Source organism: Paenalcaligenes niemegkensis (assembly GCF_022230885.1).
Classification (GTDB): Bacteria; Pseudomonadota; Gammaproteobacteria; order Burkholderiales; family Burkholderiaceae_B; genus Paenalcaligenes; species Paenalcaligenes niemegkensis.
In genome coordinates, this window is sequence record NZ_JAKGCT010000001.1 from 224,755 (window position 1) to 250,079 (window position 25,325).

21 protein-coding genes and 3 pseudogenes are annotated in these 25,325 nt (G+C 51.7%); 13 read left to right on the forward strand and 11 right to left on the reverse strand.

Translation table 11 applies throughout. From position 1 onward, the window contains the following. Nucleotide 1: 1 nt before the first annotated feature. Nucleotides 2–1,181 (reverse strand): annotated as a pseudogene (locus tag L1889_RS01135) (amino acid ABC transporter permease). A 93-nt stretch (nt 1,182–1,274) separates the two neighbouring features. Beyond that, complete coding sequence (locus L1889_RS01140) at nt 1,275–2,294, reverse strand: amino acid ABC transporter substrate-binding protein (RefSeq protein WP_238663505.1); 1,020 nt, start codon at nt 2,292–2,294, stop codon at nt 1,275–1,277. A 197-nt stretch (nt 2,295–2,491) separates the two neighbouring features. Here L1889_RS01140 and L1889_RS01145 point away from each other — a divergent pair, with 197 nt between their 5' ends. Genes L1889_RS01145 through mutY form a run of 3 tightly spaced genes read left to right on the forward strand, consistent with a single transcriptional unit; the run spans nt 2,492 to nt 5,171 of the window. Beyond that, complete coding sequence (locus L1889_RS01145) at nt 2,492–3,163, forward strand: cell division ATP-binding protein FtsE (protein WP_238663506.1); 672 nt, start codon at nt 2,492–2,494, stop codon at nt 3,161–3,163. Continuing rightward, nucleotides 3,160–4,068, forward strand: a complete 909-nt coding sequence (locus L1889_RS01150; protein ID WP_238663507.1) for a cell division protein FtsX — start codon at nt 3,160–3,162, stop codon at nt 4,066–4,068. The genes L1889_RS01145 and L1889_RS01150 overlap by 4 nt, the downstream gene beginning before the upstream one ends. Before the next feature lie 5 nt (nt 4,069–4,073). Continuing rightward, complete coding sequence (gene mutY / locus L1889_RS01155) at nt 4,074–5,171, forward strand: A/G-specific adenine glycosylase (RefSeq protein WP_238663508.1); 1,098 nt, start codon at nt 4,074–4,076, stop codon at nt 5,169–5,171. 49 nt (nt 5,172–5,220) lie between these two features. Here mutY and rodA read toward each other — a convergent pair whose 3' ends face one another. The 5 genes and pseudogenes from rodA to L1889_RS01180 all read right to left on the reverse strand — a co-directional run bounded on the left by rodA (nt 5,221) and on the right by L1889_RS01180 (nt 10,776). Beyond that, nucleotides 5,221–6,360, reverse strand: a complete 1,140-nt coding sequence (rodA, locus tag L1889_RS01160) for a rod shape-determining protein RodA (RefSeq protein ID WP_238663509.1) — start codon at nt 6,358–6,360, stop codon at nt 5,221–5,223. After that, entirely contained in the window at nt 6,357–8,216 is a 1,860-nt protein-coding gene (mrdA, locus tag L1889_RS01165) for a penicillin-binding protein 2 (RefSeq protein WP_238663510.1), read from the reverse strand. Before mrdA ends, rodA begins: the two co-directional genes overlap by 4 nt. A gap of 14 nt (nt 8,217–8,230) precedes the next feature. Beyond that, the gene (gene mreD / locus L1889_RS01170; RefSeq protein WP_238663511.1) at nt 8,231–8,806 is read right to left on the reverse strand and encodes a rod shape-determining protein MreD; all 576 of its coding nucleotides are present in this window, start codon (nt 8,804–8,806) and stop codon (nt 8,231–8,233) included. Further along, nucleotides 8,796–9,674: a rod shape-determining protein MreC gene (gene mreC, locus L1889_RS01175; RefSeq protein WP_238663512.1), complete on the reverse strand. Its 879-nt coding sequence runs from the start codon at nt 9,672–9,674 to the stop codon at nt 8,796–8,798. Before mreC ends, mreD begins: the two co-directional genes overlap by 11 nt. 60 nt (nt 9,675–9,734) lie before the next feature. Then, nucleotides 9,735–10,776 (reverse strand): annotated as a pseudogene (locus L1889_RS01180) (rod shape-determining protein). 266 nt (nt 10,777–11,042) lie between these two features. Between L1889_RS01180 and gatC the strand changes: the two are divergent. From gatC to L1889_RS01220, 8 genes are all read left to right on the forward strand, one after another. Beyond that, nucleotides 11,043–11,351 carry an Asp-tRNA(Asn)/Glu-tRNA(Gln) amidotransferase subunit GatC gene (gene gatC, locus L1889_RS01185; protein WP_238663513.1) on the forward strand — a complete coding sequence of 103 codons (309 nt, stop codon included), beginning with the start codon at nt 11,043–11,045 and terminating at the stop codon, nt 11,349–11,351. 8 nt (nt 11,352–11,359) lie between these two features. After that, a complete protein-coding gene (gene gatA, locus L1889_RS01190) occupies nt 11,360–12,880 on the forward strand; it encodes an Asp-tRNA(Asn)/Glu-tRNA(Gln) amidotransferase subunit GatA (RefSeq protein WP_238663514.1) in 1,521 nt (506 codons plus the stop codon). Continuing rightward, nucleotides 12,880–14,334: an Asp-tRNA(Asn)/Glu-tRNA(Gln) amidotransferase subunit GatB gene (gene gatB, locus L1889_RS01195; protein ID WP_238663515.1), complete on the forward strand. Its 1,455-nt coding sequence runs from the start codon at nt 12,880–12,882 to the stop codon at nt 14,332–14,334. Before gatA ends, gatB begins: the two co-directional genes overlap by 1 nt. Before the next feature lie 192 nt (nt 14,335–14,526). Next, nucleotides 14,527–15,471, forward strand: coding sequence for a LysR family transcriptional regulator (locus L1889_RS01200; protein ID WP_238663516.1), 945 nt, complete (start codon nt 14,527–14,529; stop codon nt 15,469–15,471). A 36-nt stretch (nt 15,472–15,507) separates the two neighbouring features. Then, nucleotides 15,508–16,518, forward strand: coding sequence for an ABC transporter substrate-binding protein (locus tag L1889_RS01205; RefSeq protein WP_238663517.1), 1,011 nt, complete (start codon nt 15,508–15,510; stop codon nt 16,516–16,518). Nucleotides 16,519–16,609: 91 nt separating this feature from the next. Next, nucleotides 16,610–17,377 carry an ABC transporter permease gene (locus L1889_RS01210; RefSeq protein WP_238663518.1) on the forward strand — a complete coding sequence of 256 codons (768 nt, stop codon included), beginning with the start codon at nt 16,610–16,612 and terminating at the stop codon, nt 17,375–17,377. Nucleotides 17,378–17,390: 13 nt separating this feature from the next. Further along, nucleotides 17,391–18,155, forward strand: a complete 765-nt coding sequence (locus L1889_RS01215) for an ABC transporter ATP-binding protein (protein ID WP_238663519.1) — start codon at nt 17,391–17,393, stop codon at nt 18,153–18,155. 28 nt (nt 18,156–18,183) lie between these two features. Further along, complete coding sequence (locus tag L1889_RS01220) at nt 18,184–19,491, forward strand: NAD(P)/FAD-dependent oxidoreductase (RefSeq protein ID WP_238663520.1); 1,308 nt, start codon at nt 18,184–18,186, stop codon at nt 19,489–19,491. A gap of 85 nt (nt 19,492–19,576) precedes the next feature. Here the strand turns inward: L1889_RS01220 and pyrE are convergent, their stop codons facing one another. After that, nucleotides 19,577–20,251, reverse strand: a complete 675-nt coding sequence (pyrE, locus tag L1889_RS01225) for an orotate phosphoribosyltransferase (RefSeq protein WP_238663521.1) — start codon at nt 20,249–20,251, stop codon at nt 19,577–19,579. 266 nt (nt 20,252–20,517) lie between these two features. Here pyrE and L1889_RS01230 point away from each other — a divergent pair, with 266 nt between their 5' ends. Together L1889_RS01230 and L1889_RS01235 are read left to right on the forward strand one after the other, a co-directional pair. After that, complete coding sequence (locus L1889_RS01230) at nt 20,518–20,937, forward strand: DoxX family protein (protein WP_238663522.1); 420 nt, start codon at nt 20,518–20,520, stop codon at nt 20,935–20,937. A gap of 170 nt (nt 20,938–21,107) precedes the next feature. Continuing rightward, nucleotides 21,108–21,938 (forward strand): exodeoxyribonuclease III, encoded by an 831-nt coding sequence (locus L1889_RS01235; protein WP_238663523.1) that lies wholly within the window; start codon nt 21,108–21,110, stop codon nt 21,936–21,938. Nucleotides 21,939–22,118: 180 nt separating this feature from the next. Here the strand turns inward: L1889_RS01235 and gltS are convergent. The 3 genes and pseudogenes from gltS to L1889_RS01250 form a co-directional block, all read right to left on the reverse strand. After that, nucleotides 22,119–23,295, reverse strand: a pseudogene (gene gltS, locus L1889_RS19000) (sodium/glutamate symporter). Between the two features lie 239 nt (nt 23,296–23,534). Beyond that, nucleotides 23,535–24,038, reverse strand: a complete 504-nt coding sequence (gene mobB, locus L1889_RS01245) for a molybdopterin-guanine dinucleotide biosynthesis protein B (protein ID WP_238663524.1) — start codon at nt 24,036–24,038, stop codon at nt 23,535–23,537. Between the two features lie 151 nt (nt 24,039–24,189). Further along, on the reverse strand, nt 24,190–25,155 hold the full coding sequence (locus tag L1889_RS01250; RefSeq protein WP_238663525.1) for a polyprenyl synthetase family protein: 966 nt from the start codon (nt 25,153–25,155) through the stop codon (nt 24,190–24,192). Between the last annotated feature and the right edge of the window lie 170 nt (nt 25,156–25,325).

Below are 25,325 nucleotides of genomic sequence, written 5' to 3' on the forward strand. Positions count from 1 at the left end.
GCTAGCGCTCCACCAAAGCAATACGCTTGTTGTACCAATTCATAAAGATGGAAATAGACAGGCTTACCGTGAGGTAGGCTGCCATGATGATCAGAATTCCTTCAATAGCCTGGCCTGTCTGGTTAAGCGTCGTATTAACCACTGACACAATATCGGGATAGCCGATGGCAACAGCCAGCGAGCTGTTTTTAGTAAGGTTGAGATATTGGCTCGTCATGGGCGGAATAATAATCCGCAGCGCCTGAGGCAATACGACCAACCGCAAAGTATGCGCACGTGACAGGCCAATGGCCGAAGATGCTTCCCACTGGCCCTTGCTGACCGCCTGAATACCTGAGCGCACGACTTCGGCGATGAAGGCAGAAGTGTAAATTATCAGCCCCGCTACCAGCGCAGCAAACTCGGGCGTCAACGTGCTGCCCCCACAAAATTGAAACCCCGTAACTCAGGTAAATTAAGCGCCAGCGAGCTGCCACTTAATACAAGCATCAGCACGGGCATGGCTATTAACAGGGCAGCGGCAATGCGAATAATCGGCGGCATTTTCCCGGTGCGTTCCTGCCGGCGCCTGGCCCAGTGTGAAAGAATGACGATCAATACAATCGCCAAGGCTAGCCCCCGATAATCCAGGTAAAAGCATCGCCTTCAAAACGGGGGATTTTCAAGCCGCGATTCGAAATAAACACGCCCGGCAAGGGATGGTATGCATCTCGTGGCCGCGGCATGGTTTCGGTAATCAGCGCATACCAAAAAAACAGCTGAAGCAAAAGCGGCACATTTCGCATGACTTCTACGTAGGCAGAGGCCACCTTCGAAACCAGCCAGTTTGACGAGAGACGTGCAATACCCAGGATCGTGCCCAGGAAAGTGGCTGCAATAACACCAATCACCGATACTTTTAAGGTGTTGACGATCCCCGCCAGAATCGCGCGCCCATACGTATCGGAGGGTGAGTAGGCAATGTCGGACTCCCCAATGGCAAAGCCGGCCTCGCGGTTTAAAAATGCGAAACCTGTAGATATATTGCGAACAGAAAGATTATGCAGTGTGTTACTAACGAGATACCACACTGCGGTCGCAACCAGACCAACAATCACAAGCTGATAAATCACACCCCGCGTAAAAGGGTCATTCCAGGAGAGCTGACGCTTTGGCGGTTGGGACGCTTTATCTTGAGCCATATGTTTACCTAAGCAAGCAAAGGTTCACCTCATAGAGGCCGGGGCGGCAATGTGTACCGCCCCTTGATGCATGAACCACTGAACAACAGAAAATTAACGGATCGGCCAGCCGTACATTAAACCACCGTTATTCCATGTCGCGTTTAGACCTCGCTCCAGCTTAAGTGGCGTAGACTCGCCCAGATTGCGCTCAAAAGTCTCGCCGTAGTTTCCAACCTGCTTGATGATGTTGTAAGCCCATTTGTTGTCGATTTTCAGGCCCTTGCCCATTTCTCCGGATACACCGAGAATACGCTGTATATTGGGATTGTCGCTTTCAAGCATTTCATCAACATTTTTAGAATCGATTCCATACTCTTCGGCTTCATTCATGGCGTTCAATACCCACCGCACCATCAGGAACCACTCTTCGTCACCCTGACGCACCATCGGCCCTAGCGGCTCTTTGGAAAAGTCTTCCGGCAGAATCACAAAGTCGTCGGGATTGCCCTGAGTGGCGCGCATAGACGCCAGGCCGGACTTGTCAGTGGTAAAGCCGTCGCAGCGTTCAGCCGTAAACGAACGCATGGCTTCTTCCGGGTTATTAATTACCACAGGATTGAACTGAATATTTTGCGCCCTGAACCAGTCAGCCAGGTTCAACTCTGTCGTGGTACCAGGTTGCACACAAATAGCGGCCCCATCAAGCTCTTTAGCGCTGCTCACCCCCAGGTCTTTCTTGACCATGACTCCCTGACTGTCGTAGTAGTTGACCCCGGCGCTGATTAAACCTACTGTGGTGTCTCGTGTCAGGGTGGCTGTTGTGTTTCGCGTCAGGACATCAATTTCTCCAGACTGCAGCGCCGTAAATCGCTGCTGGGTGGTTAGCGGCGTCATTTTAAATTTCGTGGCGTCGCCGAAAACCGCTGCAGCAATACCTTTACACAAATCAACGTCGATACCCGTCCACTCACCCTTACTGTCTGCTAACGAGAAGCCTGGAATACCTGTAGAGACACCACACTGCACAAAGCCTTTCCCACGAACAGATTCAAAAGTCTCGCCTGCAAAAGCAGAACTGATGCTCATCGTTAGTGCTGCCGTGCCTAAAGCAATCGTTTTTATTACTTTCATGAATTGTCACTCCCTGTTTACTTTTGGTAAATGGATGCAGCTTACAATCAACTTTTGTTATGTCAGTATGATCGTAAATGCAGCCCTACCTTTAAAACATCAGTGCTTTCCCTTTAGCGATAAAATAAGGGCCATTAGCGTCTCTGTTGACGCCTTCCTCACGACAGTGCCTCATAACTGCTTTTGATTCTTCAACTATGATCAAATTTAAGCATGTGTTTAAATCGTACGGCCGCGGCAAAAATATTCTTGCAGACATCAACTTCAATATTGACTCAGGCGAATTCATTTTTGTTTCAGGCCCTTCCGGCGCAGGTAAATCCACCTTATTGAAGTTAATAGGAGGCCTCGAAGCCCCCAGTCGTGGTTCGGTCATTGTTAAAGACCAGCGCGTAGATAAACTAAGCGCTCGGGCCCATCCATATTTGCGTCGCGCCGTTGGTGTAATACTTCAGGACACCCATCTGCTCTACGATCGCAATGCGATCCATAATGTGCTGCTGCCACTGGAGGTCCTGGGGCTGGAGCGTAGCGTGGCTGTTAAACGAGCACGCGCAGCTATGGAGAAAGTGGGGTTGGCCGGCAAAGAAGACTTCAACCCGGTAGAAATGTCCGGCGGCGAGCAACAGCGGCTCGCCATTGCCCGCGCCATTGTGAATCGTCCGGCTATCGTGATCGCTGATGAACCTACCGCGAACCTCGATGCAGCAAGCGCAGCCCGGATCATGGATGTGTTCCTGGATTTTAATCGCGTGGGGGTCACCACCTTAATTGCCTCTCATGATCATCAGCTAATGGCCAGATATGCCCGGCGTACGATGCTGATCAATGACGGGCGCTTCTCCGACTCAGCAGGGGTTAGTCAATGAACCGTTGGTTACGGCAACACCGTTATGCCTTTAGCGTGGCCTTAAGCCGCTTAAGCGGGCAGCCATTCTCATCGCTTTCAAATATCTTTGTGATCGCATTGACCTTGGCTGTACCTATCATTAGCTGGGCCATTCTTGCTTCGGCTCAGCCACTGGCCACACAGTTGCCTGTCAATCCGGAGATTACGCTTTACCTGACCACAGAAAGTGACGAGTCTGCCGCCGGACAACTCGCTACAACACTGCGTGAACAATACTCTGACGAACTGGCATCTGCCCGGGTCATCACCCGGGAAAGCGCCTACGACGAACTTAAAGGCAACCCCATCTGGGCCGATGCGCTGAGCACCCTGGGGTCCAACCCCCTGCCGCACACCCTTATCCTTAGCCTCGCTGATTCGCCAGAACAGGCTGCTATTGCCCTGCGCATAGCCGAACAGCTAAAGCAGCAACCCGGTGTAGAACGTGTTCAGCTCGACAGCGACTGGGTAAGACGACTAGAAGCCTTGCTGCATTTCGCCCAAATCGCACTGTTATTACTTAGCTTCAGCGTAGTGGTCATTGTGGTCGCAACGGTCTTTAACACTGTACGTCTTCAGGCGCTTAGCCAGCGTGAAGAAATTGCGGTTGCACGACTGGTCGGTGCAACGGAGAGCTTCGTACGCCGTCCTTTTTTATATCAGGGAGCTTTAACGGGCCTGATCGCCAGCGGCGTTGCCGTAGCTTTATCGCTATTGGCCTTGCTTCCCTTGAATGACGCACTGAACCGTTTGGCAGCCACCTACGAATTACAGATTCTTTTACATATGCCAGACACGGTAAGCCTGCTTTTAGCTACCTTTCTTATCGCTCTCGTTGCCGCTCTTGCGGCGCGATGGTCGGTAACACGCAGCACACGTTTTTAAAGCTCATGAGTACGCAAAAATCGGATATATCCTCTTTCGCCCAGACTGTTGTTGACTGGCAGCGGGAGCACGGACGCCAGCACCTTCCCTGGCAGCACCATACTGATCCCTATAAAGTCTGGCTTTCGGAAATCATGCTGCAACAGACGCAGGTATCGACAGTATTGGGATACTACGAGCGATTTCTGGCCCGCTTTCCTACTGTAAAGTCTTTAGCCGAGGCTGAGCAAGACGAGGTCATGCCGTACTGGGCGGGCTTGGGCTATTACGCCCGCGCTCGAAATCTGCATCGCTGTGCGCAGGTCGTCTGCAGTAATTTTGACGGGAGTTTTCCTGACTCCAGCCAGTTATTGGCCACATTGCCGGGAATCGGCCCTTCTACAGCAGCCGCCATCGCCGCATTCTGCTTTGGCGAGCGTTCGCCAATCATGGACGGTAATGTGAGGCGGGTTTTTACTCGTTACTTTGGTGTCTATGGTCATCCACAAAAACGTGCAGTTGACCTAGAACTATGGGCTTTAGCCAGCCAAGTGGTTGATAGCAGCCCTGCCGACCTGAATATGGCGGCTTATACACAGGGGCAAATGGATCTGGGCTCCATGCTTTGCACCCGGGGCAAACCAGACTGTCTTAAATGCCCTCTAAAAAACACCTGTTTTGCCTATGCCAATCAGCTAACCCACGAGCTGCCAACGCCGAAACCCAAAACCGTACAGCCTCAGCGATATTGTGAAATGCTGATTCTGGAATCAAATGGTGCAATTCTATTGGAACAGCGACCGGACTCCGGCATTTGGGGAGGACTCTGGGCCTTTCCTCAATACGAAAACAGCGACGAGCTGTATCGTGCCTGTGTCGCCATGGGTATACAGTTGACCCCTGAGCAAAAAATGAGCGCCCTGCTTCATGTGTTCAGTCATTTCAAGCTGCATATCAATCCCTGGCATGTAAAGCAGTCCGCCCCTATTCTGGCGGAACCCCAAGCTAATCAGGAGTGGGTTGCTATCACTGACCTTGGCTCGGTAGGCCTGCCCTCTCCTGTCAAAAAAATCGTTGAGGGTCTTTATGGCGAGCAGCAGCAGCTAGAATGGGCAGAAGTGTAATTGGCTGTTTTGACCGCCAGCCCTGGGGCCGGGCAAGCTGTCTAACGCTTTAGACACGATCCGGCCGATAACGGTACACGCCCATCAACAGCCCGCAGGCGACTCCCAGGGTAAGCAGCGCCGTACCGCCATAGCTCATAAATGGCAAAGGAACGCCAACGACAGGCAAAATGCCAGTTACCATCCCGATATTGACGAATACATACACGAACAGCATCATCGACATCGAACCCGCTACAAGACGCGTGAACTGGGTCGGCGCAATCACCGTAATGGCAAGGCTACGCAGGATGATCAGGGCGTAAAGCACCAGGAGCATGATTCCGCCGTATAGGCCGAACTCTTCGGCAAACACAGCAAAAATAAAGTCGGTAGTGCGTTCTGGAATAAAGTCCAGATGCGTCTGGGTTCCCAGCATATAGCCCTTGCCGTACAAGCCTCCTGAACCAACGGCAATCATTGATTGAATGGTGTGGAAGCCGCGGCCCAGTGGATCAATTCCGGGATTAAGCAAAGTACATACACGATGCTTCTGATAGTCGCGCAGCACCACCCAGTCGAAAGCCGGCGCGCAAAGCTGGTCTTCGTAATAAAGCACCACGCCCAAAGCTACAGCCAGCAAAACGGTAACAGGCACAAGCAGCTTAAAAGAAAGTCCCGCAAAATAGATGACGCTAAGGCCTGCCGCGAACACCAGTAGTGCTGTGCCCAAGTCAGGCTGCCTCACAATAAGCAAAAACGGGATCGCCAGCAAAAGTCCTGCAGCAAGAAAATCCACAATACGAAGGCCGGAGCCCTGATTGCGATGAAAATACCATGCCAGCATCAGCGGGACGGAGATTTTCAGCATTTCTGAAGGCTGAATACGGGCCACGCCAAAGTTTAGCCAGCGTGTGGCCCCTTTGCTGGACTCTCCATAAAACTCTACACCCAACAGCATCAGCACCGAGAACGCATAGACATATGGAGCAAAGCGCATAATCCAGGGCGGTGGGACCAATGCCACGGCCCACATTACCAGAAAGGCCACCATGAAATGTCGTGACTGATCGGCAAAACGCCAATCGGTACTGCCCACGGCCGAATGCATTACTACCAGACCGCAGCCCGCCATAATCAACAACAAGATGAGTAAGGGCCAATCGAAGGCGGTCAGCGCTTTCAGCCCCCATTGCCAAACGCGCTTCATGGTTTTTTCCGCCTGTCTACAAGCCAATAATCGTATAAGGTACGTGCTATAGGTGCGGCTATAGAGCTGCCCCAGCCACCATTCTCCACCAGCAAGGCAATGGCAATTTCTGGTTCTGAGGCCGGTGCATAGGACATAAACAGCGCATGGTCCCGAAGGCGCTCATCAATCGCAGAAGCATCGTACTTAGTACCTCGCAAGCTAAAAACCTGAGCAGTCCCGGTTTTACCTGCGGCCTGATAAGGCGCATCGGCAAACGCTCGCCTGGCCGTACCTGAACGCGTAACGTCGATCAAGGCATTTTTAACAGCCTCTATGTTTTCGGGCTTGAGCGGAATCGTGTGGGAGGGGCGCGTGACTGTGGGCTTAGGAGCTTGAGTCTGCGGGTCAATAATATGACTTACCAAATGCGGCTGCATATAGACACCGTTATTTGCCAGTACAGAGGTGGCTTGCGCCAGTTGCAAAAGGGTGAAGGAATTATAGCCTTGGCCTACTACTACAGAAATTGTTTCACCTGCGTACCACCGCTGCTGCGATGGCTGCTTGAAAGCCTGGCGTTTCCATTCACGCGAAGGCAGAATACCACGCCGCTCGCCATCAAGATCAATACCCGTAACCTGGCCGAACCCAAACTGCTTGCTGAAGTCGTGCAATGCATCGACGCCTATTTCGGGACCTAGGGAATAAAAATACGTATCCGAAGAAACCATCAAAGCCTTATGCAGGTCTGTAGAGCCGTAGGCAACGTTGCCAGCATTCCGGAAGCGTTGTCCACCGAACTCATAGTAACCCGGATCTGAGATGCGATCTTTGGCGTCTCGCTTGCCCAGCTCCAGTGCTGCCAGGGCTACAAATGGCTTATAAGTCGAGCCAATAGGATAAGTACCATACAAGGGCCGGTTGATCAGGGGATGATCGGGCGACTCGTTGAGCTTGCGCCAGTTCTCGACGTCAATACCGTCGACAAATAGATTGGGATCGAAGGACGGAGCAGAGACAAAGGCCAGAATCTCCCCTGTTTTAGGTTCAATAGCAACCAGCGCACCGCGCCGTCCGGCAAACTGCTCTTCAGCCAGTTTCTGCAAGCCGATGTCGATAGACAACTTCAAGTCGGAACCAGGGATGGGGTCAATGCGGCTTAGAACCCGTACGGGTCTGCCTGAAGCGGTGACTTCGCGCTCTTCCACCCCGGTTTGGCCATGCAGGGTACTCTCCCAAGTTTTTTCCACACCCTTTTTGCCAATAATCGACGTGCCCCGATAGTTGCCCAATAGCTCTTGCTTTTCAAGGCTTTCTTCGTCGGCTTCCGATATACGCCCTACATAACCAATGACGTGGGCAGCGGCCTCACCTTGTGGGTATTCGCGCACCCAGCGTGCCTGCAGGCTCACCCCAGGGTATTTAAAAGAATGGGCGGCGAACCACGACGCCTCGACTTCGTTCAGGCTGTTGCGTAACAGGACCTCTGAATATCGGCTGTTTTGTCCCAACGCCTGTTTAAAGCGACGGCGGTCTCGCGGACTTAAATACACAAGCTCGCTCAACGAATCGAGTAAGTCATCAATACTCCCCTCGACCTGAGCAGGCACAACATTTAAGGTGTAGTCGCGATAATTGCGCGCCAGCACCACACCTTCGCGGTCGGTTACCTCGCCGCGCCGCGGGGCAATCGGAACAACCGCAATACGGTTGCGGTCGGCCCGTGCGGCCAGACCTTCGTAACGCGCCACCTGCAGATACCAAAGCCTGCCACCAAGCAAGGATAGAAACACCACTGCGACAATGCCAGCCACCCAAGCCCGAATGAGCGTGCGACGGCGATGCAAATGAGAGGTTTTCTTAAACTCAAACATGGGCTAGGGCATCATTATGCCGAACCGTCGTCGGCATCATCTAAGCGACGGTGGGGGAGAAACAGCAAGAAATCCACCAAAGGCCAGAGCATAGCCGTTAGCGCAGCGGATAACACCCAGCCCCATCCGCCCCATTCGCCGGCCAGCCAGGCATGCAAAAAGCGAGGAACAGCATTTGCTACCAGAAATACCGGCAGTAAGTGTATAAGCTGAATAAGAGGTTCGAACAGCAACAGACGTCGTGTCAGCACAATGGCTCCGTAAGCCGCCAGCACATAACTGAGCGCATGTTCGCCGAAAAAGCTGCCATCATGCACATCAATCAAAATACCTAGAGAAAACGCCCACAGCATATTCATGCGTCTGGGTTCATGCAATACCCAGAAAGCAATGACCAGCATCAGCAGGTCCGGAGCGGGTGTCCAGTGACGCCATGGGAGCAGCGACATTAGCCACATTATGAAAACAGAACCCCAGACTATCCACTGACTGGAGGCGTTTTTAAAAGGTGAGGAATCGATGGGCTGCAGCGAGCTTAACGAAGACGAGCGTTTCACCGGCAAAGCTGCGCGTTCCGGTTTATTGCTCATTTGTCATGTCCTCGTCGTCAACATTGAGTACGGGTTCTGGAACCAACAGAATCAGAAAATGCCGATAACGTTCGGGAAAGGACAGGGGCGACCCGACGGCCACGGCAAAGCCAGTAGAGCTGTCGCGCTCTACACTATCAATACGTGCCACGGGCAAACCTGCAGGAAACAGCCCGCCAATGCCACTGGTGATCAAGGTGTCGCCCACCTCAAGATCAACATCAGAAGTCAGGTAGCGTGCTTCAACTTTGGACCCCACAGCCCCACCGAACGCAATCAGCCGCAGACCATTACGTAATACCTGAACGGGGATGGACACCTTATCATCGGTAATCAGGGCCGCTTCGGATGTGTAGGGTGTAACACGAACCACTTGCCCCACTACCCCACCGTCATCGATAACAGGCATACCTGCACGTATGCCGTGAGTCGAACCTTTGTTAAAGACAAGACGACGATTAAAGGCATTAGGAGGCTCGTAAAAAACCTCGACCGCTACCGAAGGCTGAGTGACCGTATCGGCAACCTGCAGCAAGCGGCGCAATTGTTCGTTTTCGGCTGACAACTGCGCTGCATGGGTGGACAGCTGGGCCAATTCGACCCGCTGTCGTTGCAGGGCTTCTTTCTCGGAGCGTACAACAGCAGCAGAATCAGTCCAGCTGCTTAGATAGGCGGCAAGATCCCCCGGTGCCATCGCGACACGCTGAAAAGGATACACCACTACAGAAATCGCTTGACGCGCAGGCTCTAGCATTTTGCTTCGAGCATCAACTACCAATAAAACAATTGCTAAAGCCACAAAGACCGCTAAACGAACCTCGGCAGAGGGCCCGCGCTTAAAAAGCCGGATTGTGCTTTGTTCTTGCATGAATAAACCAATAAAGATTCGACGGTTTCGCTTAAACCGCCAAACCTGTGGTCGACCTGATTAATCGTAGATAAATACAGCCCCGAGCTTCTCAAGATGCTCCAGGGCCTCGCCACAACCTCGAACAACGCAAGTGAGAGGATCGTCGGCAACGACAACAGGCAGGCCGGTTTCTTCCTGAAGCAAGCGATCGAGATCATGTACCAAGGCACCGCCCCCGGTAAGTGCAATGCCTTTTTCGGTAATATCGGCACCCAGTTCTGGAGGTGTTTGCTCCAGCCCTGTTTTAACGGCTGAAACGATTTGATTCAAGGGGTCGGTCAGGGACTCGAGAATTTCGTTAGAAGAGACCGTAAAACTGCGCGGAACGCCTTCGGACAGGTTGCGCCCTTTAACTTCGATCTCACGAATTTCCGTACCCGGAAAGGCTGAACCGATTTCTTTTTGATGCGTTCGGCTGTAGGCTCGCCAATGAGCATGCCGTAGTTACGACGGATATAATTGATAATGGCCTCGTCGAACTTGTCGCCCCCGACTCGTACCGACCCTTTGTAAACCATGCCGCCTAAAGAAATAACGGCCACCTCGGTAGTACCACCCCCGATATCAACCACCATTGAACCACTGGCATCGGAAACCGCAAGGCCCGCCCCTATGGCTGCAGCCATAGGCTCTTCAATTAAATAAACCTGGCTGGCACCAGCACCCAGAGCGGATTCACGAATAGCACGACGCTCGACCTGCGTAGAGCCGCAGGGAACGCAAACGATTATTCGCGGGCTGGGGGCAAACATGCTGCGGGGATGCACCATGCGTATAAACTGCTTGAGCATTTGCTCAGTCACCGTGAAATCGGCAATAACACCGTCTTTCATGGGACGTATCGCTTCGATATTGCCGGGAACACGTCCTAGCATTTGCTTGGCTTCACGACCAACCGCTTGAATGATTTTTTTCCGTTAGGTCCGCCATCATGGCGAATCGCAACAACGGAGGGCTCATCCAGCACAATCCCCTTGCCCCGAACGTAAATAAGGGTATTGGCCGTACCGAGATCGATCGCCATATCGCTGGAGAAATAACTGCGTAGGAATCCGAACATGGGCGCGCAATATAGATAAATTGATGGGAAAATAGGTATGTTCGACGCCATCGCCATCAGTGCAATAGGTTATAAAAGCCTATTTACCAGCGAACACACAAAACACCTGAGAAATAAAGGGTCAATGATAACTTATAATTTGTATCTCATAAGACAGAATTAGCGTCTGGTTAAACCCTGTAACCCTATTTTCAGGAAAAGGCCTGTTTCCCGGCATTCCGCCGCTCGGGCATTTAAAATCATTTATAGAAACTCCGGAATTATTTATGGCAATTTCACAGCAAGATGTTGCACGCATTGCACAACTGGCACACATTGAACTTTCGCCGGAGCAAACCGCACAGGCCGAGCAAGACTTCGGCCGTATTATTGGTCTCATCCAGGCCCTGCAATCGGTGGACACCAGTGGTGTAGAACCTATGGCCCATCCGCTGGCGGCAATACAAGAGATCTCGTTGCGCTTGCGTCCCGATCAAGCTGCCCCCACGGCTACCGAAGAACAGCGACAGGCCCTGATGGCCAACGCTCCGGCACAAGACGAAGGCTTGTTCCTTGTGCCCACTGTCATCGAGTAACACCCACTATGTCACTATTAAACGAATACACGTCCATTCACGCTCTAAGCTCTGCATTACGCGAAAAGAAATTCAGTGCGCGCGAACTCGCTCAGCAAGCCTTAGACGCTGTTGCGGCCCATAACGGCTTAAACGCCTTTATACATGTGGACCCCGAGTTCACGCTAAAGCAGGCTGACGCTGCCGACGCTTTAATCGCCACCAATCAGGGCGGAGCCCTGACCGGCATACCCATTGCTCACAAAGATATCTTCGTGACCAGAAACTGGCGCACCACAGCGGGCAGCAAAATGCTCCAGCACTACGTGAGCCCCTTTGATGCCAGCGTTGTCGAGCAGCTAAGCACAGCAGGCGCAGTTTCACTGGGTAAACTTAATTGCGACGAGTTCGCCATGGGTTCTGATAACCAAAGCTCATATTTTGGTGCAGCCCACAACCCCTGGAATACGGCCAATACCCCTGGAGGCTCCTCAGGCGGCTCAGCCGCCGCCGTAGCGGCAGGCCTGGTACTTGCAGCTACAGGTACTGACACGGGGGGCTCCATTCGCCAGCCATCAGCACTGTGTGGCGTTAGCGGCATCAAGCCCACCTATGGCACAGTCTCGCGTTTTGGCATGATCGCCTATGGCTCCAGCCTGGATCAGGCAGGCCCCATCGCCCGAAGCGCCAAAGACCTGCTCGAAGTGCTAAGCACAATCAGTGGCTTTGACGAACGCGACCCTACCAGCCTGGATTACTGCCAGGGTCAGAAGAACACAGGCGATCGCGTGCGCAACGACTTTAAGCAGTGGCAGCAGCGCCTGGCTCAAAACCCTGCTCAGCCTTTAGCTGGCCTGCGCATCGGTGTACCTAAAGAATACTTTGAAGGCGAGCTCGCTAATGCGATTGCGGCCAGCGTTGAAACAGCCATTGCCCATTTCGAAAAACTGGGTGCAACACGTGTAGACGTTTCGCTGCCACTTACGCGCGAAGCCATTCCTGCCTATTACGTCATCAGTCCTGCTGAAGCGTCCAGCAATCTTTCCCGCTTCGACGGCGTACGCTTCGGCCATCGCGCAGAGCAGTACAGCAACCTCGAAGAAATGATCAGCCGATCACGCACTGAAGCCTTTGGTGATGAAGTCATACGTCGTATTCTGGTGGGTACCTATGTATTGTCAGAAGGCTACTACGATGCTTATTACCTGCAAGCCCAGCGTGTGCGCCGAATGATTGTCGACGACTTCCAAAAGGCATTTGCATCGTGCGACCTGATGATGGGGCCGGTTACACCTACCCTGGCCCGGCCTCTGGGCAAGCACTCTGATGACCCTACTACTGACTGGCTGGCCGACATCTACACCCTTGGCGTCAGTCTTGCCGGGCTTCCCGCCATGTCTATACCCTGCGGCTTCAGTAACGATGCCCAGCCTTTGCCTATAGGCCTGCAACTGATTGGTAACTACTTCAATGAAGGGCAACTGCTTGCCTTGGCTGACCGTTACCAAGAAGACACTGACTGGCATCAACGTAAACCGGAAACAAAATAATGGAATGGGAAATTGTTATTGGGTTAGAGACACACACCCAACTCTCGACCGACTCTAAAATATTCTCTGACAGCAGCACCCGCTTTGGTGCCGCACCAAACACGCAAGCCAGTGCTGTCGATATGGCGCTGCCAGGCACCTTGCCGGTGTTTAATGCGGGCGCCGTCGACAAGGCCATCAGTTTTGGCCTGGCGGTCGACGGCCATGTCGCGCCCCGATCAGTGTTTGCCCGTAAAAACTACTTCTACCCTGATCTGCCTAAAAACTACCAGATCAGCCAATTCGAGCATCCGGTTGTAGAAGGTGGAAAAATCAGTTTTTTTGTCGGCGAAGAAGAACGCACAATTAATTTAACGCGAGCTCACCTGGAAGAAGATGCCGGCAAATCACTGCACGAAAACTTCACAGGTCCGCATGGTGAGTCCTCAACCGGAATTGACTTGAACCGCGCCGGCACACCATTGCTCGAAATCGTTTCAGAACCAGAAATGCGTTCAGCGGCAGAGGCCGTGGGCTATGCTCGTGCCATGCACAGTCTGGTCGTCTGGCTGGGCATTTGTGATGGCAACATGCAAGAGGGGTCATTTCGCGTTGACGCCAACGTATCTGTACGTCCCAAGGGGCAAGCTGAACTGGGCACCCGCTGCGAACTCAAGAATATCAACTCTTTCCGCTTTCTTGAGCGCGCCATCAACTATGAGGCCCGACGTCAGATTGAAGTGCTCGAAGATGGTGGCAAAATTATCCAGCAAACACGCCTCTACGACGCCGAGCTGGATGAAACGCGCAGCATGCGTACCAAAGGCGATGCCAACGACTACCGCTACTTCCCCGACCCAGACCTGCCACCGTTGCTGATCTCTGCTGAAAGAATTGAAACGGTGCGTAGCCAGATGCCCGAGCTGCCCGCAGCCAAACGCCAGCGCTACCAGGATGACTTCGGCCTGAGCGCCTATGATGCCGCTCAGTTAACACTTAGCCGCAGCACAGCAGAGTTCTTTGAACAAACCAATGCGGCCTTGAGCAATGCGCAGGCCAAGCTTAGCGCCAACTGGATACTGGGTGAGCTCGCAGCCACCCTTAACCGTGAAGAGCGCGAACTGGCCGACGCCAAAATCACGCCTGAACAATTGGCAAAACTCATTGCGCGTATTGCTGATGGCACCATCTCAAACAAGATCGCGCGTGATGTTTTCCAGGCTATGTGGGAAGGTCAGGAAAACGGTAATGCCGATGCCATCATTGAAAGCAAAGGCTTGAAGCAAATCAACGATGTAGGCGCCATTTCAGCCATGGTCGACGAGGTTATTGCTGCCAACCCCGCAACCGTAGAAGAGTATCGTGGCGGCCGGGACAAGGCATTCAACTCGTTGGTGGGGCAAGTCATGAAAGCCGCTCGCGGCAAGGCCAACCCGCAGCAGGTTACCGACCTGCTTAAAGAAAAGCTTGGATAAAGACCTTAGCTCTTGTCACAAACCGCAGCCCCTGGTGCTGCGGTTTTTTTTCACAAGCACAGCCATATAGTCTCTTTGGCAACCCAACTCATAAGCTCAAATCAGGGTCATCATTAGTTTTTCTTATGATGTGGCTAAATTGATACCTTATTATTGTTACGATGATAGTCTTGCTAATAGTTGGAGAGACATATGAAAGCGAACAAGGCTCTAGATATCCGGGCCTTACGAATTTTTGTCACCGTGGCTGCAACCGGAAGCCTGACCCAAGCGGCCAACGAGCTCGGATTAACACAATCAGCGGTGTCGCAGGTCATTGCTCAGATTGAAACGATAATCGGCGTACCTATGCTTGACCGCAGTAAACGGCCCTTAAAGCTGACCGCAGCGGGTATTTCATTAAATCGTGGCGCACGGCATCTGGTCTTGGAAATGGATAAGCTCATTGCCCAAACTCGTGAAGCCGCTCAGCTAAGCCGGGGTGAAGTTCGTCTCGGAATGATTGATTCATTCTCGGCTACGGTAGGGCCCCATGTTTTAAATACGACTCTGCAAAATGCAAGTCGCATTCTTGCATGGTCGGGGCTGGCGACTGTACATGCCAATGGTTTATTAAACCGCCAGCTGGATCTGATTATTTCTTCTGATCCCTGTGAAGAGGCAGACGGTTTGGTACGAACTCCGCTCTACCGAGAACCATTTTTATTAGTCGTTCCCAAAGGTATGGAGTCGAAGTTCAAAGACAAGGATTTGCCGGACTGTGCGCAGCTTGCACCGTTCATTCGCTTTAGCGAGCGGTCTCATTACGGGGCGGTGGTGGAGCGTCATTTGCGGCGTCGCAATGTCGCTATCCCCCACTACCTTGAAATAGATACTGCTGATGTTGTACTGGCTATGGTTGCATCCCGTCTTGGATGGGCCATCGCTTCGCCATTGTGTGTCCTGCAAGGAATTGGCTACTGGGAGAAACTTTCGGTTCTCCCTCTGCCTGGCCCGGGCTTTTCACGCACCATCTATCTGATCTCACGCAGCGGGGAAAACGAAGACGTCAGAGCAGATATTTACAAAAGCTGTCAAAAAGCACTTGATGAACATGTACTTCCGGTATTGAAGAAAAAAATACCCTGGCTTGAATAAAACTGTAAACGTTCACCATTAAAACAAGGAGACAAGATGTCTACACTCAATCGACGAAACTTTGTCAAAAGCATGACCATAGGGGCCGGCCTCCTGGCAGCCCTTCCCTTAAGCAGCCGTCTGGCCCTTGCCCAGCAAAATCAAACCGTCAATTACGGTGGTTCTCAGTGGCTGGGCCACTACCCTGCTTATGTTGGCATGCAAAATGGCACTTTCGAAACCAACAAGATCAAATTGGGATGGGAGTCTTTTGGCACCTCATCCGGGCGTATGAGTGCGCTCATGGCAGGCAATATTGATATCGCCGGAACAGGTGTGGTTTCCGCCATCGCCTTAATGGCTCGCAACGTTGAGCGATTCTATCTGATTGGCGTGCCTGAAAACTTCGGGCGGGTTGAAGGTTTATTTACCCAGGAAGATGTCAACTCCGTCAACGACCTGCGCGGTAAAACCATAGGCACTACCTTTGCCTCAAGCAGCCATATGCTAGTGCTGGATCTGCTGGCGCAAAACAACCTGAAAGTCGATACCGACGTCAATGTCGTTAATGTGCCTGCCCCGGAGCTGCCAGCCGCCCTGCAGTCCAAGCAAATTGATGCATGCGCTACCTGGACACCTTACTTCAACCAGATCTCAAATATGCCGGGCATTAAGCTTTTGGCTGATGACACCGAGTTCAGTCTGTACAAAGAGTTTGGCGTGACGCCCGGTCCCGACGTGCTGGTTGTTAGCAAGTCTTTTGCCGACAAAAACCCAGACCTTGTCAAAGCATTCGCTGTCGCCTACTTTGAAACATGCGCCCTGCTGGGTTCCGAGCCTGAAAAGGCTGTCGACATACTGACCGAGCTAACTCAGCTAAGTGCCGACGAGCAGCTACAGACCATCAAAGACGCCGACTGGTACGACCTGGCTACCCAGAAATCCATGCTGGAAAAAGATTCGAAATTTATCGAAGGCTTACAAAAGCTGGCCGATATGCTTGTGGAATTCGGGCAGATCGATAAATCGCCTGAGGTCGCTCGTTGGGTCAAAGCCGACTTCGTCTAGGCCTCGCCCTCGGGGACACGTATTTAATTGTGCTCTACAGACGGCTCATGCCAGCATGACCGTCTGCATTGCCAATCTCTTGAGCCATACTATGTCTAGTAATACACCAAAGCAGCGATCTCTTCTGTTGATCAGCACGCTATCCGTAATTGTTTTTGTCGCTATATGGGAAACAGCCTGCCGCACCGGACTTGTTGACCCTATCTTCTTGCCTGCGCCATCGGAAGTGCTTGCCCGCGCCTATACCACCTTGAATAACGGCACGCTTATCGCCAACGTGCTGGCTTCAACACGCCGCGTGATGATCGGTTTCTTCATGGCTGTCGCGGTCTCAATTCCGCTTGGTCTGGTTCTGGGCACATCTAGACGCGCCTGCGCCATCTTTGATCCGCTTATTTCGCTGCTGCGACCACTCCCCTCCATGAGCTGGATCCCCTTGTCCTTGCTGTGGTTCGGCATCACGGAAACACAAAAATATAGCATTGTGTTCATGGGTACCATCGCGCCTGCCCTGCTCTATGTAATCGAAGCCACGCGCAACGTTGACAAGGTCTTGATTCTGGCCGCCCGCAACATGGGCGCATCCCGAATTCAAGTTATGCGTGAAGTTATTTTACCGGCCAGCCTGGCACAAATCATCAGCGGCTTCAAAATTATTCTGGGCCTGGCCTGGACCTGCGTCATTTCCGCCGAACTGATTGCCGCAAAGGAAGGCCTGGGCTTCATGATCATGAACGGCAAAGAGTTTTTCCAGACCGACACCGTGGTGCTCGGAATGGTAATGATCAGTGTCACCGTGCTCATCATTGACGTCATCTTGCGTCGTATCGAAAACAAAGTATTGGCGTGGCAACGTTAAGTGGAGACTAAGCATGATTTCAATTAAAGGGCTAAGCAAAAAATTCGGTGACTTAACAGTTCTGCATGACATCGATCTCGAAATCGACAAAGGCGAATTCGTTGTGTTGTTAGGCGCCTCGGGTTGTGGAAAATCCACTTTGCTCAACCTCATTGCAGGCTTTGAGCAAGCCACTGAAGGTGAGGTCGCCGTCAATGGAAAGCCTGTCACCGATGTAGACCCCCAAAGCGGCATGGTCTTTCAACAATACGCATTATTTCCATGGCTGAGTGTCATCGACAACGTGGCCTTTGGTTTAAAGCTTCGGGGCATGAACAAAAAGGAACGCCACGAGCAGGCAAAGAAATATGTCGACATGGTGGGGCTCACATCATTTGCCGATGCCTACCCCAAGGCATTGTCCGGGGGCATGCGTCAGCGCGTAGCCATTGCACGAGTCTTGGCTAACGATACCGATGTCATTCTGCTGGACGAGCCTTTTGCTGCCCTGGACGCCATGACGCGTCAGGTTTTACAAGAACAACTGGTGGAAATTTACGAGAAAAGCGGTAAAACCATTGTGTTTATCACGCACTCTATTGACGAAGCGCTGCTGCTAGCCACCCGGATCATTATTCTGGGTGCCAAGCCGGGGCGAATCGTCACCGATATACGCAACGACCTTCCGCACCCGCGCAACGCCAGCGTGCAGCTATCAAGCCATTACACCAAACTCAAAGCCGATATCTGGGACGTAGTCCAGGAAGAAGTGATGAAGAGCCTGGAAAGTAAAAGCTAATCTTTCAGCATCCTCAAGGAGCATCATCGTGTCAATCGCTGACACCTACCCCCATTACACCAACAAGTCGGGCTGGAACGCACTCCTGCCAACGCGTCAGCCCGCCAAAGCCGTAAAGCTTGCAGCCGAGTATGACTTCATCGTAATCGGAGCTGGCTTTACTGGTTTAGCTGCGGCCCGACGTATTGCCGAGCTGAATCCTGAGAAACAGGTTTTGCTGCTTGAGGCCACCACCCTGGGTGAGGGTTCATCAGCCCGCAATTCAGGGTTTTTAATTAGTCTGCCGCACAACACCAAAATTGGCGGCCACCATAGTCCGCGCGAAACCGCCCTTAAACAAATCCGGGTATACAATTCGGGGCTTTCATGGCTGCACGATATCGTGATAAGAAACGGTATTGACTGCGGCTGGGCTGCAGTAGGCAAGTACCATGGGGCAGCCACCGAAAAAGGCAAAGAAAGCCTGCAGAGCATGCTGGCTCAGTATCAAGACTGGGGCATAAGCTGCCGCGCCCTGACCCAGGAAGAACTGGTACACAACATTGGTACTCGTTACTACCACTATGCCCTGCAGACGCAAAATAATGTCTTTGTGCAGCCAGCTGCCCTGGTGCGAGGGCTGGCTGACACACTGCCCGAAAATGTCGTGCTGGCCGAGAACTCACCCGTGCAGGAAGTGGAAGAGCAAGGCGGACACTTTAGCCTCCATGTCAACAATGCACACATCCGTACCTCTAAGCTCTTGCTGACCAATAACGGTTTTGCCAAGAAATTAGGCTATCTGAAAGACCGGCTTATTACCATTTATACATACGCTGGCTTCACAGCGCAGTTAACAGAGACAGAACAGCAATGGTTCGGCCATGATGAGCAATGGGGTCTGATTCCGGCCAATCGCTTAGGCTCCACCTTAAGAAAAACCAAAGAAGGCCGCTTTATGGTGCGCAGCGCGTATTCGTACGAACATCCGCAAGCTGACGCCTCTGTCAAAGCCATGCTGCTCGATTGCTATCGTCGCCGCTACCCTTCTGTAGCTAAACATGAGCTGGAATACGTCTGGGGAGGTGCCACCGCCCTGACGCGTAACGGTGCAAGTTATTTTGGTGAGCTAAAACCCAATTTATACACCTCTGTGGGCTGCAATGGGGCTGGAGTGCTGAAAGGGTCAATCTATGGCAAGTTGCTTGCCGAGCTGGTGATGGGACAGACATCGCCCGAGCTCGAAGATGTCCTGACCCTTGATAAACCCACATGGCTACCCCCTGAGCCTCTTCGCGGCATTGCCGTGCTTGGAGCCATTGAGTTGCAAAAGCGTCGTGCTGGCGCCGAACGTTAGTTCTTTCGGGATTAGCTTGAGCCGCTGCAAATGATAAAAACACCTCTGTGGATAAGTTTCTGGAAACTTATCCACAGGGCGTGATTTACACACCATAGCGAGCGCGATATGCCGAGACAGTACGCTGATGCTCCGCAAACGTCGCATTATCTTCCAAAAAAGCCATAATATCGCCAAGCGTAGCGATGCTGACCACAGGTATGCCATAACGCTGCTCGACTTCCTGCACAGCCGAATGCCCCGACAGGGCATCATCCGCGCCAGCCCGCTCCATGCGATCCAGGGCAATAAGAACCGCAGCTGGTTCGGCGCCAGCCGCACGGATGATCTCAACTGACTCGCCTACAGATGTACCAGCAGTAATTACGTCGTCAATAATCACCACCTTGCCTTCCAGTGGCGCACCCACGAGCGTTCCGCCCTCTCCATGTGCTTTGGCTTCTTTACGATTGAAGGCGAATGGAACATCGCGTCCGTGAAGTCCCGGATGATTGACCAATGCGCAAGCGGTGGCCGTCGATAACGGGATACCTTTATAGGCAGGCCCAAACAACATGTCGAAGTCAAGACCGGAATCAACGAGAGCCTGTGCATAGAATTGAGCCAGCTTACCCACAGACGCCCCACTGTTGAACAATCCCGCATTAAAAAAATACGGGCTTAAGCGTCCGGACTTTACCTTGAACTCTCCAAAGCGCAACACGCCTTGATCTAAAGCGAACCGAACAAATTCGCTACGCTGAGAAGATGTATGCCCCATGATTACCTTAAACACCAGAAGAAAGAAAAGCTTTATTATTTCATAGTAAAGAGCCCCATGCCCAAGCATCTTCTGTCCATGGAAAGCAAATGCGAAGACTCACCTGAAAACAACTAATTGTTCTTTTATCGTTATGATGGCCTTGGGGGCTTTATTATCAGGCGCTACGATACCAGTACGCGTTGCCTGGAAAAATCTGAGTAAGGCGTAATTATCACGACCGTTGCCCGTCTTTATCGCTGCTATTTTACTGTTAAGGAACAATTATGAATCCCACAGCTTGCGCAATTTGGTCGCCCCGCTTATTAAGTGTGCTTAGAATTGTTAGTGGCTATCTGCTTTTTTTACACGGCACCGCTAAAATTCTAAAAACACCTGTTGTCGAAATGTTTGCCAACGTTCAGATTGGCTCACTATCCGGCATTGCCGGCCTTATCGAACTTGTGTTTGGAGCCTTGCTGATTTTAGGTCTATTCACCCGCCCCGCTGCTTTTATTGCTTCGGGTCTGTGCGCATTCGCCTATTTTATTGGCCATGCCAGCGCAGCCACCTTTTTGCTGCCGGTGCTTAACGGGGGCGATGCAGCTATTTTATTTTGCTTCAGTTTTTTATACATCAGCGCAGCCGGCGGAGGCCCCTGGAGTATAGATGCCCTGCGCCGTGGCTCTGCTGAAAAAAGTAATTAGTATTTGTTTTGTATGTACACTCAAACTATAGAAGTCCTGGCCTCAAAATACAGTGGCCAGGCTTTCTTGCGCAAGGGCGAAGGTCATTACGTAGTTGCTTCCTCAGGGCTGGCGCTGCAACAATAAGGTGAATAGAGTAAAGTGCTCTGCGTAATGACGGAGAAATCACCTTGTTAAAAGTAACCAGCTTAAATGTTAATGGAATTCGTGCGGCCTTTCGCAAAGGCCTCCAGCCCTGGCTTAGCAGCTATGGTCCACACATAGTGGCGATGCAAGAAGTTCGTATTCAAGACAGCGACCTGACCGATGCCATGCGCCATCCGGAAGGCTACACCGGGCACTTCAACCTGGCAGAGCGCAAAGGCTATAGCGGCGTCGGTTTTTATTTATCAAACGATGCGCACACTGTAAACCCAGGTATGGGCTGCAGCGAATTTGATCCTGAAGGCCGTATTATTCGCGCTGACTACGACCAGCTAAGCATCGTCAGTGCCTACTTGCCTTCTGGCTCCAGTGGCGATCCGCGCCAAGACGCCAAATATCGCTTTCTTGCGCATTATGAGCAATGGATGGACGCGTTAATGCAAGAGCATCGCGACACCGGGCGTGAGTTTATCATCTGCGGTGACTGGAATATCGCGCACCAGGAAATCGATTTAAAAAACTGGAAAGGCAATTTGAAAAACTCAGGCTTTCTGCCCGAAGAACGTGCCTGGATGACCAAAGTATTAAATGAGATGGGATGGGTGGATGTCTATCGCAGCTTGCACCCGGATACCACTGCCGAATGCTACACATGGTGGAGCAACCGCGGGCAAGCTTGGGCGAACAATGTGGGGTGGCGCATTGACTATCAAATTGCCACGCCAGGAATCGCGGCTACAGCAAGGTCGGCCCATGTTTATAAAGACGAACGTTTTAGCGATCATGCCCCGTTAACCGTTGATTACGAATGGACGCTAACATCCCCAACCGCAGCAGTTTCACCCGCTAGCGCTTAAAGCTCTTTACAAAGCGTAGGTTTTTAACGTTCAGCGAATTAGCGAAAAGGGCATAAAGCAAACTAATCGCTTTATGCCCTTTCTTATTTCTATCTTAACGGTGATATTTCTGCACTTATCCCAGGAAGTTAAGAAATGCGGTAATTACCACAGCATTAAAGAAATCGATAAACAATGAGCCTACCAGGGGTATGACAAAAAAGCTTTGGTGGAATAACCATTCTGGGCAGTGAAAGACTGCATATTCGCCATGGCGTTAGGCGTAGCACCCATACCAAAACCACAGTGCCCTGTTGCAATTACCACGGCATCGTAATCAGAACCCATCACTTTAAACGTGACATAACTGGCAAACAGGAACATCAGAACGGTTTGGGCAATAAGAATAACAAGCAAGGGGCCGGCCACCTCGGCTAATTCCCAAAGTTTCATGGCCATCAATGCCATGACCAAAAAGAAAGCCAGCGATACATTCCCCATGACAGAAAACTCTTTCTCAGGCAAACGAAAACCGCGCCAGTCGATCGTGTTTCTAATTACCGCGGCAACTATCATTGCTCCGAGATACGCCGGAAAAGTTATGCCATAATCGGCCAGCACATCAATAATAACGGTGCCGAAACCAATTGCGACAGCCAGCAGCACAACAGCATACATCGTCATGTCAAAGCTACCATCTTCTTGTATGGCCTGCTGTGCCGAGTCGGCAGACAGTGGCTGATGTGGCTCGTCAGTCGTGTATTGGGCAGGACTTTCAACTGGACTGGCTACGGTAGGGGCAGGTCTGCCTATTTTGTAGCGCTGCATCAAACGCCGGCCCACAGGCCCCCGATCAGGCAACCTACCACCAACCCCCAGGTAGAAGCAGCAATAGCAGCTGGCAAGGCGCCTACAGCGCCCCGTTGCTCAAGTAACGGACCAAAGGCAGCCGAGGTGCCGTGTCCCCCGTCATTGATATGGAACCGGCTGCCAAACCGATCAATGGATTGGCACCCAGCAGGGTAGCCAGGCTGACCCCCATCAGGTTCTGCAAAATGACCAGAGTAACGGCTGCGGTCAAGAATATGCCTACCGCCACCCCGCCCTTCTTCAGCAGCTCGAAACTGGCAGAAAAACCGATAGTGGTGAAAAACACCAGCAATAAAAAGTTGCGGATATCGTCGGACATCACAAAACCGAACCCACCGGTCTGGTGGCCGATTAACGCAATAATTGAAAATAGCAGGCCGCCGATAATAGGACCGGGAATAAAATAGCGCGATAAGATGTCAACCCGTTTTTTAATAAATTCACCGAGCACTAAAAAAACGGCTGCTACCCCAACTGTTTGAGCAATATCGAGTTCGATAATGGTCACGACTAATCCTTTTTTGAAAGAGCTATCAACAGGATAGCTCGACAATAATCTACTCTAAAAAAACATGACGGCGTCAGTGGTCGTCAACTGTCAAGCAATGCGGTTTCTCATAAGTCGAATCAAGAAACGGTATTAGCGCAAATACCTTTATTTGCTTCTGATCGACTTTTGGACAAAATCGGCAACCTTACACCTCCTGCTTCTTAACTGCTGTCTTAACCCTATGGAATCACTGCTATTTACAGCTTTAACTGTAAGTGAACCGCAATAAATTCAGCAACGGAATCGGGTGAATTCAGATCCAGCTGGGGCAAAGGGCAATCAATAACCTCATCGTCGGTAACAATGGCAATCACGCCTTGGTTTTCTTTATAGACGGGGTCTATTCCTCTGGAGGGGCGATGCACCTCGATGCGTGGAACATCTGCCTGGCGGTAGCCTTCGACCAAAACAAGATCAACGGGCGACAGCCTGCCCACCAGTTCAAATAAAGAGGGCTCAGGCTGCTCGTGCAATGAGTGAAATACAGCGTATTGATAGGGCGACGCCACAATGACCTCTCGCGCACCCGCCGCTCTGAAGCGAGCGCTATCTTTGTGTGGAGGCTCAAAGCTAAGCTGATGATGACTGTGCTTTATCACAGCTGTTTGTAATTTCCGTTGCGCAAACCATGGCAACATTGCTTCGATTAACGTGGTCTTACCGCTGCCCGACTTACCAATCACCCCAAAAACCTGCTGCATTGCATACCTCGTAAGCGAAGAATCGAATAAACACTGAATGCATAATAGCTATGCCTTGCCACCCCTCGACCTGGCCTCACAAGCCTGCAGCAAAGAAGAGTTGGCCGGACGTCCGCAACTTGGGACGTCCGATCAACCTACGATGATTAACTTAACGATCGCGCTTAAGAGAGAACTGACAGAACTCGATTAATGTCTGTTTAAATGGCGACTCAGGAAATACGCTGACAGCCTCTAAGGCAATCTGAATCTCGGCATCAGCCGCATCACGCGTATAAGTTAGCGCATCGGTGTTGTAAATAGCCTGAGCTACCGCCGTAAAATCGGCGTCACCGGTTTCAATAGCTGTTTTGATCAGTTGCTGCTCGGCGGGTGTGCCCACTTCCATTACCCGTATCAACGGCAGTGTTGGCTTACCTTCGCGCAGATCGTCGCCCACATTTTTGCCCAGCGCTTCAGCGTCGCCACTGTAATCCAGTACATCGTCAATCAGCTGAAAAGCCGTACCCAGATGACGGCCGTATGCTGCTGCGGCCTGCTCCAGCTCGGTAGACGCCTCGGCCAAAATAGCCCCTACCTGAGCCGCAGCTTCGAAAAGCTTAGCGGTTTTATAGCGAACCACCTGCAGATAACGCTCGCGAGACACGTCAGGGTCGTGCACATTCAGCAATTGCAAGACTTCGCCCTCGGCGATGATGGTAGTCGCGCCTGACAGCACTGTCATTGCGCGCATAGAATTGCATTCCACCATCATCTCGAAGGAACGTGAGTACAAATAGTCGCCCACCAATATGCTGGCTGCATTTCCAAAGACGGCATTGGCCGTGCTGCGGCCACGGCGCAGGTCGGACTCGTCAACCACATCGTCATGCAGTAACGTTGATGTGTGAATGAATTCGACTACCGCAGCCATAACATGGTGATTGGTACCTTCATAACCTAAGGCTTTAGCCACAGCCAACACCATAGCGGGGCGCATACGCTTACCGCCAGCCCCCACAATGTATTCTCCAATAGTGCGAATTAAGACAACTTCAGAGTTAAGGCGTCCCCTTATAACGGCATCAAGCTCGCGCATATCATCGGCTATGGGGTTCATCAGATCTGGGAGATTCAAAACAATTTCCGGACTAAAAGGTTATGGGTAACTAGCGCACCCAGCACAAGAAGGTAATTATACGTTTTTGTACGCTATTAGCCGAACTGTACAGGCAAGCGTTGTGTACATATATCATCAGCAGTCACGTCAAATTAGCGATAATAGACTTTTTAGAGTAATTAGTGGAG

Coding starts and splice junctions, on each gene's coding strand:
- L1889_RS01140 (WP_238663505.1), bottom strand. CDS start 2,294: ATGAAAGTAATAAAAACGATTGCTTTAGGCACGGCAGCACTAACGATG.
- L1889_RS01145 (WP_238663506.1), top strand. CDS start 2,492: ATGATCAAATTTAAGCATGTGTTTAAATCGTACGGCCGCGGCAAAAAT.
- L1889_RS01150 (WP_238663507.1), top strand. CDS start 3,160: ATGAACCGTTGGTTACGGCAACACCGTTATGCCTTTAGCGTGGCCTTA.
- mutY (WP_238663508.1), top strand. CDS start 4,074: ATGAGTACGCAAAAATCGGATATATCCTCTTTCGCCCAGACTGTTGTT.
- rodA (WP_238663509.1), bottom strand. CDS start 6,360: ATGAAGCGCGTTTGGCAATGGGGGCTGAAAGCGCTGACCGCCTTCGAT.
- mrdA (WP_238663510.1), bottom strand. CDS start 8,216: ATGTTTGAGTTTAAGAAAACCTCTCATTTGCATCGCCGTCGCACGCTC.
- mreD (WP_238663511.1), bottom strand. CDS start 8,806: ATGAGCAATAAACCGGAACGCGCAGCTTTGCCGGTGAAACGCTCGTCT.
- mreC (WP_238663512.1), bottom strand. CDS start 9,674: ATGCAAGAACAAAGCACAATCCGGCTTTTTAAGCGCGGGCCCTCTGCC.
- gatC (WP_238663513.1), top strand. CDS start 11,043: ATGGCAATTTCACAGCAAGATGTTGCACGCATTGCACAACTGGCACAC.
- gatA (WP_238663514.1), top strand. CDS start 11,360: ATGTCACTATTAAACGAATACACGTCCATTCACGCTCTAAGCTCTGCA.
- gatB (WP_238663515.1), top strand. CDS start 12,880: ATGGAATGGGAAATTGTTATTGGGTTAGAGACACACACCCAACTCTCG.
- L1889_RS01200 (WP_238663516.1), top strand. CDS start 14,527: ATGAAAGCGAACAAGGCTCTAGATATCCGGGCCTTACGAATTTTTGTC.
- L1889_RS01205 (WP_238663517.1), top strand. CDS start 15,508: ATGTCTACACTCAATCGACGAAACTTTGTCAAAAGCATGACCATAGGG.
- L1889_RS01210 (WP_238663518.1), top strand. CDS start 16,610: ATGTCTAGTAATACACCAAAGCAGCGATCTCTTCTGTTGATCAGCACG.
- L1889_RS01215 (WP_238663519.1), top strand. CDS start 17,391: ATGATTTCAATTAAAGGGCTAAGCAAAAAATTCGGTGACTTAACAGTT.
- pyrE (WP_238663521.1), bottom strand. CDS start 20,251: ATGGGGCATACATCTTCTCAGCGTAGCGAATTTGTTCGGTTCGCTTTA.
- L1889_RS01230 (WP_238663522.1), top strand. CDS start 20,518: ATGAATCCCACAGCTTGCGCAATTTGGTCGCCCCGCTTATTAAGTGTG.
- mobB (WP_238663524.1), bottom strand. CDS start 24,038: ATGCAGCAGGTTTTTGGGGTGATTGGTAAGTCGGGCAGCGGTAAGACC.